The organism is Sphaerisporangium sp. NPDC005289 (genome assembly GCF_040607455.1).
In the GTDB taxonomy this organism is placed as follows: Bacteria; Actinomycetota; Actinomycetes; order Streptosporangiales; family Streptosporangiaceae; genus Sphaerisporangium; species Sphaerisporangium rhizosphaerae.
Map to the genome: position 1 here is coordinate 82,862 of NZ_JBEXGS010000034.1, position 12,912 is coordinate 95,773.

Annotated in this window: 13 protein-coding genes and 1 pseudogene; 7 read left to right on the top strand and 7 right to left on the bottom strand. The window is 73.7% G+C overall.

The window, feature by feature from the left end; translation table 11 throughout:
* The first annotated feature begins 1 nt into the window (after position 1).
* Complete coding sequence (locus ABZT47_RS37495; protein WP_354852844.1) at positions 2 to 139, top strand: hypothetical protein; 138 nt, start codon at positions 2 to 4, stop codon at positions 137 to 139.
* A 90-nt stretch (positions 140 to 229) separates the two neighbouring features.
* Here the strand turns inward: ABZT47_RS37495 and ABZT47_RS37500 are convergent, their stop codons facing one another.
* Complete coding sequence (locus ABZT47_RS37500) at positions 230 to 1,876, bottom strand: AAA family ATPase (RefSeq protein ID WP_354852846.1); 1,647 nt, start codon at positions 1,874 to 1,876, stop codon at positions 230 to 232.
* Positions 1,877 to 2,087: 211 nt separating this feature from the next.
* Here ABZT47_RS37500 and ABZT47_RS37505 point away from each other — a divergent pair, with 211 nt between their 5' ends.
* Entirely contained in the window at positions 2,088 to 2,468 is a 381-nt protein-coding gene (locus ABZT47_RS37505; protein ID WP_354852848.1) for a hypothetical protein, read from the top strand.
* Between the two features lie 74 nt (positions 2,469 to 2,542).
* Here ABZT47_RS37505 and ABZT47_RS37510 read toward each other — a convergent pair whose 3' ends face one another.
* Complete coding sequence (locus ABZT47_RS37510; RefSeq protein ID WP_354852850.1) at positions 2,543 to 3,367, bottom strand: class I SAM-dependent methyltransferase; 825 nt, start codon at positions 3,365 to 3,367, stop codon at positions 2,543 to 2,545.
* A 70-nt stretch (positions 3,368 to 3,437) separates the two neighbouring features.
* Between ABZT47_RS37510 and ABZT47_RS37515 the strand changes: the two genes are divergently transcribed.
* The 5 genes and pseudogenes from ABZT47_RS37515 (at position 3,438) to ABZT47_RS37535 (ending at position 7,299) form a co-directional block, all read left to right on the top strand.
* Positions 3,438 to 4,037: a TetR/AcrR family transcriptional regulator gene (locus ABZT47_RS37515; RefSeq protein WP_354852851.1), complete on the top strand. Its 600-nt coding sequence runs from the start codon at positions 3,438 to 3,440 to the stop codon at positions 4,035 to 4,037.
* A gap of 120 nt (positions 4,038 to 4,157) precedes the next feature.
* Positions 4,158 to 4,613, top strand: a complete 456-nt coding sequence (locus tag ABZT47_RS37520) for an Lrp/AsnC family transcriptional regulator (protein WP_354852852.1) — start codon at positions 4,158 to 4,160, stop codon at positions 4,611 to 4,613.
* Positions 4,614 to 4,668: 55 nt separating this feature from the next.
* Positions 4,669 to 4,866 (top strand): annotated as a pseudogene (locus ABZT47_RS37525) (alpha/beta hydrolase); the annotation flags it as partial.
* A 159-nt stretch (positions 4,867 to 5,025) separates the two neighbouring features.
* Entirely contained in the window at positions 5,026 to 6,282 is a 1,257-nt protein-coding gene (locus ABZT47_RS37530) for an amidohydrolase family protein (protein ID WP_354852854.1), read from the top strand.
* 9 nt (positions 6,283 to 6,291) lie between these two features.
* On the top strand, positions 6,292 to 7,299 hold the full coding sequence (locus ABZT47_RS37535; RefSeq protein WP_354852855.1) for a LysR family transcriptional regulator: 1,008 nt from the start codon (positions 6,292 to 6,294) through the stop codon (positions 7,297 to 7,299).
* 8 nt (positions 7,300 to 7,307) lie between these two features.
* Here ABZT47_RS37535 and ABZT47_RS37540 read toward each other — a convergent pair whose 3' ends face one another.
* Genes ABZT47_RS37540 through ABZT47_RS37560 form a run of 5 tightly spaced genes read right to left on the bottom strand, consistent with a single transcriptional unit; the run spans position 7,308 to position 12,786 of the window.
* Complete coding sequence (locus tag ABZT47_RS37540; RefSeq protein WP_354852857.1) at positions 7,308 to 8,315, bottom strand: BadF/BadG/BcrA/BcrD ATPase family protein; 1,008 nt, start codon at positions 8,313 to 8,315, stop codon at positions 7,308 to 7,310.
* Positions 8,312 to 9,586 carry a 6-phospho-beta-glucosidase gene (locus ABZT47_RS37545; RefSeq protein ID WP_354852858.1) on the bottom strand — a complete coding sequence of 425 codons (1,275 nt, stop codon included), beginning with the start codon at positions 9,584 to 9,586 and terminating at the stop codon, positions 8,312 to 8,314. Before ABZT47_RS37545 ends, ABZT47_RS37540 begins: the two co-directional genes overlap by 4 nt.
* Positions 9,586 to 10,473 (bottom strand): carbohydrate ABC transporter permease, encoded by an 888-nt coding sequence (locus ABZT47_RS37550; RefSeq protein ID WP_354852860.1) that lies wholly within the window; start codon positions 10,471 to 10,473, stop codon positions 9,586 to 9,588. Before ABZT47_RS37550 ends, ABZT47_RS37545 begins: the two co-directional genes overlap by 1 nt.
* Positions 10,470 to 11,435 (bottom strand): sugar ABC transporter permease, encoded by a 966-nt coding sequence (locus ABZT47_RS37555; protein WP_354852862.1) that lies wholly within the window; start codon positions 11,433 to 11,435, stop codon positions 10,470 to 10,472. Before ABZT47_RS37555 ends, ABZT47_RS37550 begins: the two co-directional genes overlap by 4 nt.
* Before the next feature lie 4 nt (positions 11,436 to 11,439).
* Positions 11,440 to 12,786, bottom strand: a complete 1,347-nt coding sequence (locus ABZT47_RS37560; protein ID WP_354852864.1) for an extracellular solute-binding protein — start codon at positions 12,784 to 12,786, stop codon at positions 11,440 to 11,442.
* Positions 12,787 to 12,912 lie beyond the last annotated feature (126 nt).

Consider the following 12,912-nt stretch of genomic DNA (forward strand, 5'->3'; position numbering starts at 1 on the left):
GGTGACGACGGAGACCGACGTCCGGGCGTTGCAGGCCCTGCCCGCGGCCATGCCTGCCATGCATGCCATGCCGCCCACCGGCCGGTGGCCCGGCGAGGACACCTGCATGTACGACACGGCCTGCGAGTGGACGTGGTGAACACGGCGCGGACCGCCGGCGGCCGCCCGCCCGTGCCGCCTGCGCGCCGGTCAGCGGCCTGCGCCGTCGGCCGGCGGCTTGCGCCGCCGATCAGCCGGGCTCCAGGCGGGGACGTGGGAAACGGGGAGCCGCGGGGGCGCAGGGCGGCCGCAGGGCGCCGAGCGCCTGGTCCAGGGCGTCCTCCACGGCGCCGCCCGTGTCGATCTCCACGGCGCCCGGCCACGGCGGGGTCCTGGCCGCCATGGCCTCGGAGACGGCCTGGCCGGCGTCCGAGACGCCCGCGGTGCGGCGGGCCAGCCTCTCGGCCACCACCCGCGCCGGCGCCGCGCAGCGCAGCGCCACCAGGTCGGTGAAGGTGCGCCGGGCGACCCGCTCGGCGTCCGACCGGTGCGCGGCGCCGGTCCAGGAGGCGTCCAGGACCACCGGCTCACCGAGGCCGAGCAGCCGCTCCGCCCGCGACAGCAGCTCGCCGTAGGTGCGCTCGGTCCACTCGGGCCGGTAGATGCCCTCCTCGAAGGGGGCAGTGGCACGGGTCTGCGGCGCCAGGCCCGCCATCTCCTTGCGGACGCGGTCGCTGCTCAGCAGCGTGTACCCGAGGCGGTCGGCCACGGCGCCCGCCAGCGCCGACTTCCCCGTCCCGGGCGGCCCGCCCACCAGGACCAGCGTCACCGCGCCGGCCCGCAGGTGGCGCAGCGCCAGCTCGGCCAGCTCGCCGGCCTCGCGCGCCGCCCCCGTGCCGCCCTGCCCGTGCCGCAGGCAGGCCACCTTGGCGCGGACGAACGCCCGGTAGGCCACATAGTGGTGCACCAGGCACGGCGGGGAGGGGTCGCCGGAGAACTCGGCGTAGCGGTCCAGGAACGCGACGGCCTCGCCGGGCGCGCCGAGCCGCTCGAGGTCCATGGCGAGGAACGCGGCGTCGTCCAGCCCGTCGACGAAGCGCAGCCGCTCGTCGAACTCCAGGCAGTCCAGGATGCGCGGCCCGTCGTCCAGGCAGAAGATGTCCTCGGCCAGCAGGTCGCCGTGCCCGTCCACGATGCGGCCCTGCTCGACGCGCGCGCGGAACAGCGGCTCCCGGCCGTCGACGAAGCGCAGTGCGAGCCGCTCGATCGCGCCGAGCGCCGCGGCGCCGACGGGGCTTCCCGGACCGCCGGACTCACCGGACCAGCCCGATCGGCCATGTTCGCCACGTTCGCCGAGTTCGCCATGCTCGCGGGGTTCGCCATGCTGGCCGGGTTCGGCGGGTTCGGCGGGTTCGGCGGGTTCGGCGGGTTCGCCGGGTTCGCCTGGGCCGCTGTGCAGCTCGCGGACCTCGGCGAGGCTCGCCGTCCAGCGGGCCCGCAGCGCCCGGCCACCGCCCTCCCGGTCGATCTCCGGGCCGCGGCGGGCCCGGGCGTGCAGGCTCGCCACCTGGCGGGCGATGCGCCGCAGGTGCTCGCCCACCGGCGCGCCGGAGCGGGCCAGGACGGCCAGGCGGCGCTCGGCGGGCATGCGCCGCATCACGATCAGGTGCTCACAGGGCCGGCCGTCCGGGCCGATCACGTCGGCGACGCCCTCGTAGACGTCGGGGGCCAGCCGCCGGTTGAGCGCCACCTCCTCCTGGCAGGCGGCCCGACGGGCCTCCCGGTCGGTGAAGTCCAGGAACCCGAAGCGCACCGGCTTCTTCATCTTGTACGCCCGGTCTCCGAGCAGCACCACGACGCCCGAGTGCGTCTCTGTGACCTGCGCCCACGCGCCCATCGCCGACCTTCCCCCCGGGCCTGTCCCCTCAGGGAGCCTTCCCCCGCCAGGAGCCCTGACGCGAGGAGCGGGCGGGCGATGGCAAACAGGCGGCAATCTTCTGTGCGGCGCCCCGTCCCCGGCGAGATCGGGGAGCGTCGGCAGGGTATGGGCGGAGGGACGCCGGCGCCGGATCCGACCGGACGGCCGGCGAGCGACCTGGGGAGGCAAGGTGCGCAACGCCCTGGACCGCCGCCATGCTCCCGGCCCGCCCGACCGGGGGTTCCCCGGCGCGCGGTGGCCGGCGCGCGCCGTGCTCGTGGTCGCGCTGTCTGCCGCCGCGGCCGGGACGCCGGCCTCCGCGGGCGCCGCGGCCTTTCCCCGTGAGGCGCGCGCCATCGCCGTCACCGGTGACCGCGGGCCCATCGTGATCGGCAACGGCCGGCACAACTACAGCTACGCGCAGGTCCACAGCCCCACCTACATGCGGGGCGTCCAGCACGTGTCCAACGCGAGCGTGATCGGCCACTCCCCGGCCCAGGTGGCGATCTGCAGGAAGCGCCACCGGATCTGCCACATCTCCGAGAAGCTCTGGATCGGCCGCCGCCGCTGACCGCCGGAGGCATTCGCGTCGCGCCGGGTTATGGGGCGCTGTCACAGGGCGCTGTCACAGGGCGCCGAGTGGAGTCAGAGGGCGCCGGTGCGCGCCGCGGTGACCACCACCGTGGCGAAGCGCATCACGAAACCACCGCCCACCGCGTCGATCGCGGCGCCGATGCCGTCGAGCACCTCCCGCAGCGTGTCGGACGGCAGCCGGGTGTGCAGGCCGGTGGTCGGCACCTGGTCCAGCCATTCGTCGCGGGTGTAGGGCTGTTCCCAGTCGAACCGCCACCGCTCCGGTTCGCCGAACGCGCCCGCCTGCCGGACGCCGTCCTCCGCCTTGGCGGTGATCGCCGAGTACGGGTCCGCGTCCGACGCCTCGCTCTGAGTTATGGGCGCGTCGGGCAGGACCCGGCGGTACACCGCGGCGAACGCCTCGCCGATCTCGGGCTCGGGCTGGTAGACGTTCCAGAACACCGCCAGCCGCCCGCCGGGGCGCAGCACCCGGGCGGCCTTCGCCGCGCCGGCGACCGGGTCGACCCAGTGCCAGGCCTGCCCGGCGATGACCGCGTCGAAGGCCCGGCCCGCGGCCTGCCAGGCTTCGAACGTCGCCACCTCGACCTCCAGGCCACCGCGCCGCGCGAAGCCGGCCATCCGCTCGTCGGGTTCGACCCCGAGCACCCGGCAGCCGGCGTCCCTGAACTGCCGGGCGGCTATGCCCGTCCCGATCCCGACGTCCAGGACGTCGGGGCCGGGGCTGCCGGCGACGATCCGCCGGACCATGGCCTCGGGGTAGCGGGGACGCGCCCGGTCGTAGCGTTCGGCGTCCACGCCGAACGACTCGGCGATCTGCCGGGCGTGATGTGGTTCGGACGGGGGAGGGGAGGCCTCCGCCGACGGTAGAGTGGGCATGCGCCCACCATAGTGGGCGCTTGCCCACTTATCAATCGGGCAGGACCGGCCGTGGAAGGAGGGATGTGCGGTGCCGACGGGCGTGCACATCCGCGACGCGCGCAAACAGCTGTTCGACGCCGCGGAGCGCATCCTGCTCCGGGAGGGGCCGAGCGCGCTGACCAGCAGGGCGGTCACCGCGGAGGCGGGCTGCGCCAAGGGCGTCCTGCACCGGCACTTCGCCGACTTCGACGGCTTCCTCGCCGAGTTCGTCCTGGACCGCGTCGGCCTCATCGACGGCCAGACGGCCGCCCTGCGCGAGGCCGCGGGCACCGGCACCGTCGCCGGCAACCTCACCGCCGCGCTCACGGCCCTGTTCGAGTCGGTGGCCGTGGCCGTCGTCGGCCTGGTCGGCTCCCGCGACGAGCTCCGCGACCGGCTGCGCGAGGCCTGGCCGGCCGGCGTCCCCGTGCTGACCGAGGCCGCGATCATGATCGGCTCCTATCTCGCCGCCGAGCGCGAGCTCGGCCGCGTCGCGGCCGACGCCGACGTGGACACCCTCGCCGCCATGCTGATCGGCACCGGGCACCTGATGTTCGCCGACCGCACGGGCGTCCCGCCCGAGGCGGGGGCCGTGCACAAGGTGGTCACCGCGATCGTCACCGGCGTCGCCAGGAACCCCCTGCGGTAGGCCGCCGAGCGGCGCGCGGACGGGGCGCGCCGGTTCGCGGCCACGTAGGGAGGTCGGTTGGAACCATGACGTAACCGGTTAGATGACGAAACGGGCTCATGGGGCGCTACCGTTTACGGAGTGGAGGAGATCGATCGCCGAATCGTGATGCTGCTGGCCGCGGACGGCCGCATGAGCTTCACCGACCTCGCCAAGGAGACCGGCCTGTCGGTGTCCGCCGTGCACCAGCGGGTGCGCAGGCTGGAGAAACGCGGCGTCATCCGCGGGTACGCGGCCCTGGTCGATCACGACGCGGTCGGGCTGCCGCTCACCGCCTTCGTGTCGATCAAACCGATCGATCCCTCCGCTCCCGACGACGCGCCCGAGAAGCTCGAGCACCTGACCGCCATCGAGGCCTGTCACAGCGTCGCCGGTGACGAGAGCTACATCCTCAAGGTGCGCGTGCAGTCGCCGAACGCGCTGGAGCACCTCCTGCAGCAGATCCGGGCGTCGGCCAACGTCTCCACCCGCACCACCATCGTGCTCAGCACCCCCTACGAGCACCGCACCCCCGACCTCACCACCGGCGCCCCCTGAACGCCGACCGCCGCGCAAGGCCGGTCGTGCCGGGGAGTGTCCGCCCCGCGAACGGCTCACCCGGCCTGCCCTGCTGATCAAGGGCGGCCATGATCCGGTGACCGGCCCGGAGGAGATACGCCTGTTCCGAGAGTGTGTCCCGAGCGGGACGTTCCGCCGCTTCGACGGCGCCGGGCATTTCGTCCACGCCGAGGAGCCCGAAGAGTACGCCCGGCTCGCCGCGGCGTTCGTCGCGGGTGAAGCCGGGGGATGAGGCCGGCGACGCCGAAGCCCTGATGCGGGAGCAGGCTGGACAAGCCTTCGGTGGGGGCGGGATAGACGCCTTCTATGTGTCTATCGTCGGAATTGTGTTGCTTTGTCCTGTTCTGCTGCTCAGGATGGTGAGCAAGAGTCGCCGTCATGAGAGGCGGACATGTCTTCCGGAACCAGCAACAGCGCCTGCCCGACGGTGGACGTCCACGCACATGTCTGGCTGCCCGAGGTCCACGCGCTCGCCGATGGCCGCCCCGCTCTGGTGGCCTACGAGGAACTGGAACGGGCGCGGCTCGGACCGGAGTCGGCGCGGGTCAGCGACCGCCGGTTCGACGAGTGCAGGGAACGGCTGACCGATCTCGGCGCCCGCGCCGCCGCGATGTCCGCGGCGGGCGTGGACGCCCAGGTCGTCTCGGTCGCCCCGCACCTCTACCACCCGTGGGCCGGCCCGAGCCTCGCCTGGGCCATCGCGCAGGCCACCAACGAAGGGGTCGCCACCCACTGCGCCGGCCTCCCCGAGCGGCTGTGCGGCCTGGGCGTCGCGCCCATCCGGCACCCCGAGGTGGCCCTGGCCGCGCTGGAGGACGCCGTCGTGCGCTGCGGCCTGCGCGGCGTCGAGATCACCTCGCACGCCACCGGCCCGGGCGGCGGCCCGCCGACCGAACTGTCGGACCCCCGGCTGGAGCCGCTGTGGCGGCGCGCCGAGGAGCTCGACGCCGTGATCTTCCTGCACCCGTGGGGATGCTCGCTGGACGCCCGCCTGGACCGCTGGTACCTGTCCAACAGCGTGGGCCAGCCGGTGGAGCACGTCGTCGCGCTCTCCCACCTGATCTTCTCCGGCGTGCTCGACCGCCATCCCGCGCTCCGGTTCGTCGCCGCCCACGGCGGTGGTTACCTGCCCGCCTTCGCCGGCCGCCTCGACCACGCCTGGCTCGTCCGGCCCGAAGCGCGGACGTGCCGGCACCTGCCGAGCTGTTACCTGCGCCGCCTGTACTACGACACCGTCGTGCACGCCCCTGAGGCGCTCGTCGCCCTCATCCGCGCCGTCGGCGTCGGCCGGGTCCTGCTCGGCTCGGACTACCCGTTCGACATGGGCGTCGAGGATCCGGTGCGGCGCGTGCACGAAGCGGTGCCCGACCCGGTCGCCGCGAACGCGATCAGAGGGGGGAACGCCGCGGACCTGAGCCTGCTGCCTGCCACCTGGCCGCCCGGGTTGCACGGCGCCGCGCCTGGCCCGCGCGGACGGCCCGCGCGAACGGCCGGGGACGGCACGGCCGGCGGGGACGGCGGGGAGGCGGGGAGGCGGGGATGGCGGCGGGCGCCAGGACGGCCCCCATGTCCCGCGGTGGTGGCCCCAGGACGGGCCCGCGCGGCGACCGGGGCACCGGCGTCGAGCGCCATCTCGGGGGACGCGTAGGGTGCTGACGTGGGCACCAAGCAGCCGGGCCGCCCCGCGCGGGGTGCGTCCCCGCCGGCCGGCGCCGGTCCGAGGGCCTGGCCGCCGGACGGGCCGGGGGAGGCGCGGGCCCATCCGCACGGCCTGGACAACGTCCACCTCCAGGCGCTGCACGCGCTGCTGACCGAGCGCACGGTGACCGGGGCCGCGCTCAGGCTCGGGCGCACCCAGCCCACCCTGTCGGCGGCGCTGGCCCGGCTGCGCCGCCACTTCCACGACGAACTGCTCACCCGGGTGGGCAACCACTACGAGCTGACCCCCTTCGCCCGGCACCTGTGCCCGCTGGCCGCCGTCGCCGTCTCGGCCGTGGACCGGGTGTTCTCCGCCCAGGCGGAGTTCGACCCGGCCAGGTCGGGGCGCACCTTCACCGTCGTGTCCTCCGACTACGGCCTGAGCGTGGCCGGCCGGCATCTGATCGGGGTGCTGGAGCGGCGGGCGCCGAACGCCTCGGTCCGCTTCGAGCCGGCGACGCCCGAGGCCTTCTCCCGCGACCCCGACTTCTACCGCACCTCCGACGGCGTGCTCATGCCGCACGGCTACCTCGACCTGCCGCGCAGAATGGACCTGTTCCGCGACCGGTGGGTCTGCGTCGTCTCCACCGCCAACCCGGTGGTGGGCGACCGGCTGACCATGGCCGACCTGGACGCCCTGCCCTGGGTCACGACCTTCAACGACCCGATGGGCAGGGCGGCCCCGTGGCGGCAGATGGAACTGCTCGGCGTGCGGCTGCGCGTGATCGCGGTCGCCGAGTCCTTCCTGGCCATGCCGCGGCTGGTGTGTGACACCGGCGCCATCGCCCTCATGCAGGAAAGGCTCGCCGCCGTCGTGGCCGACGCGCTGGACGTGCGCGTCCTGGAATGCCCGTTCGAGGCGGTCCCGCTGGTCGAGGCCTTCTGGTGGCACCCGGTGCACGACGCCGACCCTGGGCACGCCTGGTTCCGCCGGCTTTTGACCGAGGTGCGCGCCCGCCTGGCCTGACCGAGCCGTCAGGCCGACGGCGCGGCGGTGGGCGCCGGACGGCCGCCGGGGGCGCCGGCGAAGGCGTCCCTGAGCCGGTCGGCGGCCTCCGGCCCGGCGCCGAGGCGGTCCAGGCCGAGCAGCGCGGCCCCCGCGATGGGCGGCAGCGCGGCCACCACCAGCGCCGCCCGGGGCGCCTGCGCGGTGTACCGCTCCTCGACCAGCGCGGTCAGCAGCGGGTCGCGCGAGGTGAGCACGCCGCCGCCCAGCACCACCTCGCACGGGTCGTCGAGCATGCCGAGGCGGCGCATCGCGGCCACGCCCATCACGGCGACCTCGTCGGCCTGGCGTTCCACCACGTCGCGGGCGACCGCGTCTCCGGCGGCCGCGGCCGCCAGCAGTTCGGGCACCAGCCCGTGGAGCCGGTCGGCCCGCAGCTCGCCGAAGTGCAGGGCGATCGTGACCTCCTCGGCCAGCCGCACGCCGAAGAACCCGCGCACGACGTCGAGCAGGGCGGTCGCCGGGCCTCGGCCGTCCTCGGCGCGCACGGCGTGCCACAGCACCTCCTCGCCCAGGCCCAGGCCGCCGCCCCAGTCGCCGCTGATCCTGCCGAGGGCCGGGTAGCGGGCGACCCGGCCGTCAGGGGCGACCGCGACCGCGTTGATGCCGGCGCCGCACACCACCGCGGCGCCCCACGGCCGGGAGGTGCCGGCCCGCAGCAGCGCGAAGGTGTCGTTGCCGACGACGGCCCGCCGGCCGTACCCGCGGGCCATGATCTCGTCGTGGAGCAGGTCCTCCTCCACGGGCAGGTCGGCACCGGCCACGTACGCCGCCACCAGGTCGGCGTACGGCGGCTCGGCCTGCGGGCCGAGGGCCAGCCGCGCGGTGTGGCCGAGCACGTCGATCGCGGCGGCCACGCCCGCGCTCTGCGGGACGAACGCGCCGCCCCTGCCGGTGGCCAGGACGGTGCCGTCCTCGGCCACCAGGGCGACGTCGGTCTTGCTGTTGCCGCCGTCGACGGCCAGGACCGTCCTCACGCGGGCACCGCCCCGTCGCCGGCCCAGGGCAGGAAGGCGCGGTTGGCGGCGACCAGCCGGGCGGCCAGGTCGGCCGACAGGGACGCCTGCCCGATCAGCGGGTGGGCGAGCAGCGCGTCGGCGACCCGGTCGGCGCCGCCGTGCAGGGCGGCTTCCAGCGCCAGCGCCTCGTAGGCGGTGACATGCGCGATCAGCCCGGCGTACAGCGGCTCGACCGGGTCGACCGGCAGGGCGGTGGCGCCGGAGGAGCCGACCCGCGCGGGGACCTCGATCACCGCGTCGTCGGGCAGGAAGGGCAGCGTGCCGTCGTTGCGCAGGTTGACCACCTGCACGTCGCCCCGGTCGCCGGCCAGCGAGGCGATCAGGGCCACCGCCGCCTCGGAGTAGAAGGCGCCGCCGCGCCTGGCGAGCAGCTCGGGCTTGGTGTCCACGGCGGGGTCGGCGTACATGCGCAGCAGCGACTCCTCCAGGGCGGCCACCTCGGCCGCGCGGGAGGGCTTGCCGAGCTGCTCGGCCACCACGGCGTCGTGCTCGTAGAAGTAGCGCAGGTAGTACGACGGCACGACGCCGAGCCTCCGGATCAGCGGCGCGGGCAGGCCGATGTCGGCGGCGATCTCCTCACCGTGGTCGGCCAGCAGCTCCGGCAGGACGTCCCGGCCGTCCACGTGGACGGAACGTTCCCAGGTGAGGTGGTTGAGTCCGACATGGCCGAGCGAGACCCGCTCGGGGGCGACGCCGAGGTGGGCGGCGAAGCGCCGCTGGAACCCGATGGCCACGTTGCACAGGCCGATGGCCCGGTGCCCGGCCTGCAGCAGCGCCCGGGTGACGATGCCGACCGGGTTGGTGAAGTCCACGATCCAGGCGTCGGGCGCGACCTTGGCGATGCGTTCGGCGATGTCCAGCACCACCGGGACGGTGCGCAGCGCCTTGGCCAGCCCGCCCGCGCCGGTGGTCTCCTGTCCGACGCAGCCGCAGGCCGGCGGCAGCGTCTCGTCCACGTCGCGGGCGGCCTGCCCGCCCACCCGCAGTTGCAGCAGCACGGCCTGCGCCCCCGCCGCGCCCTGGTCCACGGTGGCGGCCGTGGAGACGACGGCCGGGTGGCCGGCCCTGCGCAGCATCCGCGACGCCATCGCCGACACCAGCGCGAGCCGCCGCTCGTCGGGGTCCACCAGGACGATCTCGGAGATGGGAAGCTCGTCGCGCAGGCGCGCGAAGCCGTCGATCAGCTCGGGCGTGTAGGTCGAGCCGCCCCCGACAACGGCCAGTTTCATCACTTGACTCCCGTCAGCTTGACGCCCTCGATGAAGGCCTTCTGGGCGAAGAAGAACACGATGATCACCGGTGCCATGGCCAGCAGGGTGGCGGCCATGGTGAGGTTCCACTGTGTGTGGTGCACGGCTTTGAAGGATGCCAGTCCCAGCGACAGCGTCCAGTTCGAGGGTTCGGTCCCGGCGTACAGCAGGGGACCGTAGTAGTCGTTCCAGCAATAGAAGAACTGGAACAGCGCCACCGCGGCGATCGCGGGCCGCGCCATGGGCAGGATGACCCGCACCAGCGTGCGCAGCTCCCCGCACCCGTCCACCCGCGCCGCGTCGGAGTACTCCCGGGGGATGGTCACCAGGAACTGCCGCAGCAGGAAGATGGAGAACGCGTCGCCGAGCAGCATGGGCAGGATGAGAGGCCACAGCGTCCCGGTCAGGTGGAAGCGCGCCCACAGGATGTAGATCGGCACCGCCACCACCTGCGGAGGCAGCATCATCGTGGTGATGACCAGCAGGAACGCCAGCCTGCGCCCCGGGAAGCGCAGCCGCGCCAGTGCGTAGGCGACCGGGATGGACGACACCAGCATGAACACCGTGGCCAGGATCGCGTACAGCAGCGTGTTGCCGATCCAGGTGAGCAGCGGCGCCCGCCGGAAGATGTCGGCGAAGTTGCCCCACTCGAAGTGGTCGGGCCACAGCCGCGAGGTGAGCGCCTGGTGGTCGGTCATCACCGCGGTCAGGGCGATGAACACCAGGGGGCCGATGAACATGATCGCCAGGGCGATGGCGAGCGCGTGCGTGGCGATCCAGCCGAGCGCGACGCGCCGCCGGTGGCCGCGCGGGACGCGAGGCCGGGCGCGCCCGGCCGGCGGGGCCGGAGCCGCGGTGAGGGTCATGCCTCCTCCTCGATGCCGCGGAACTGGCGCAGCAGGATCAGGGTGAACACCATGGACACCGCGAACAGGATGAGCGCCAGCACGCAGGCGTAGCCCATGGCGAAGTCGCGGAAACCTTGGTGGAAGAGCCATTCGGGGAAGGTGAGGGTGGACTGGTCGGGGTAGCCGGGGACGAAGACCGTCCCGGCCGAGTCGGTGCCCCCCGAGGCCACCCGCGCCGCCACCATCGCCTGCGTGAAGTACTGCAGCGTCTGGATGACCCCGGTGACCGCGGCGAACATCAGCACCGGGCGGATCACCGGCAGGGTGATGTGGGCGAACTGCTGCCAGGCGCCCGCGCCGTCCAGCGCGGCGGCCTCGTACAGCTGCTTGGGCACGTCCAGCAGCGCCGCCAGGAAGATGACCATCAGGTCGCCGACCGACCACAGGGCCAGCAGGGTGAGGCCGGGCTTGGCCCACGCCGGGTCGCCGAACCAGTCGGGGGAGGGCAGGCCGATCGCCGACAACGCCGCCGCCACCGGTCCGCTCGCCGGGTTGAGCAGGTACACGAACCCCAGCGTCCCGGCGACCAGCGGCACCAGCGAGGGCAGGTAGAACACGGTGCGGAAGAAGCCGGCCCCGGCCTTGAGCCGGGTGATGAGCTGGGCGATGCCCAGGCCGAACGCCACCCGCAGCGGCACCATCACCGCGACCAGCCACAGCGTGTTCCTGATGGCGGTCCAGGCGGCCTCGTCCCGCAGGAAGTACCGGTAGTTCAGCAGCCCCACCGGTTCCAGGCTGAACAGGTCGTACCGCTGGAAGGAGAAGTAGACGGTCGCCAGCAGCGGGTAGGCGAAGAACAGCCCGAAGCCCACCAGCCAGGGCGACAGGAACAGCAGGGCCACCAGGCCGCGGCGGCGCCGCGGGGACCGGGCCGGGACGGGCGCCGCGTTCCCGCGGCGCCCGAGCGTCGTCGTCGCCATCGGATCAGCCGCCCGCGGTGAGCTTCAGCTTGTCGTCGATCTTCTTGTCGACGTCGGCGAGCAGCGCGTCCAGGTCGTCACCGCGGCCGGACTCCCACTTGATCTGCGCCTCCTGCAGCGTCTGCTGGTTGAAGGCCGAGTTGATGTGGGCGGGCAGAGTGCTGCTGGCGGGGCTGGCGAAGATGTCGAGGAAGGTCTGGAAGTTGGGGTCCTTGTCCAGCTTGGGGGACTGCAGCGCCGGCAGCGTGCTCGGCACGTTGCGCAGGGCGTTGGACAGGGTGACCAGCGCGTCGGTGTCGGTGGTGAGATAGCGGACCAGGTCCCAGGCGGCCTGCGCGTGCTTGGCGCCCCGCGGGATGCCGATGACCGTGCCGGCGATGAAGCCGCCGCCGTACAGGTCGGGCCGGTCGTCGGCGACCGGGACCGGCGCGGTGCCGTAGTCCAGTCCGGAGGCGTCGGAGGCGATCATGGCGTTGCGCCACTCGCCGTCGATGGCCATGGCGACCTGCCCCTTCATGAAGGGGTTGTCGGCCGACCACTCGTCGCCGAAGCTCTTGCGGAACTTCTCCAGCTTGTCGTACCCGAACCAGTCGACCAGGTCCTTCTGCCAGGTCATCAGCTTCTTCCACGCCGGGTCGCCGCCGATGGCCGAGGTGCCGTCCGGGTTGGTCCACTTCGCGCCGACCATCGTCCCGGTGTGGATCGGGGCGTTCTCGTACATCTGGCTGCTCGGCACGAACCCGGCGACCTTGATGTCGCCCTTGGAGTCGCGCACGGTGAGCTTCTTGGTCAGCGCGGCCAGCTCCGACAGCGTCTTCGGGGGCTGCGCGCCCTTCATCAGCTTCTTGTTGTAGTACAGGCCGTAGGTGTCGGCGAGCATCGGCATCACGCACCGCCGGCCCTTGTACTGGGTGTACTCGGCGATGACCTTCGGGAACAGCGACTCCTGCACCTTGCTCGCCGCCATGTACGGCTCGAGATCCTGGAAGATGCCGGTCTTGCAGAAGGTCGCGACGCTGTCGGTGGTGAACGACAGCGCCACGTCCGGCGGGTTGCCGCCGCGCGAGGCCTGGATGATCTGGTCGTCCTGGACGGCCTTGGTGGTCGTGACGGTGATCCAGGGGTACTGCCGGTGGAACCCCGCCAGGGCGTCGTCGAAGGCTTTGAGCTCGTTGTCGGCGACGAAGCCGTGCCACATCGTGATGGTGACCGGGGTCCGGTCGGGGGTGCTCCCGCTCTGCGGCTTCGCGGGCGCGTTCTCGGTGCCGGCCGTGCAGGCGGACACGGCCGTCGTGGCCAGCGCGGCCACGACGGCCAGGGCCGCCGCCGCGAGCTTCGGGCGTGGTTTCACGGGGTGCCTCCCAGGGGGCTGTGCGGTGAGGAGGTGAGCGGGGGAGGGGTGGGCGGGGACGGCCGGGGGGGGGGGGGCGGGCCGCCATCCGGGCCTCCCACGAGAACAGAACACAACACGCAACAC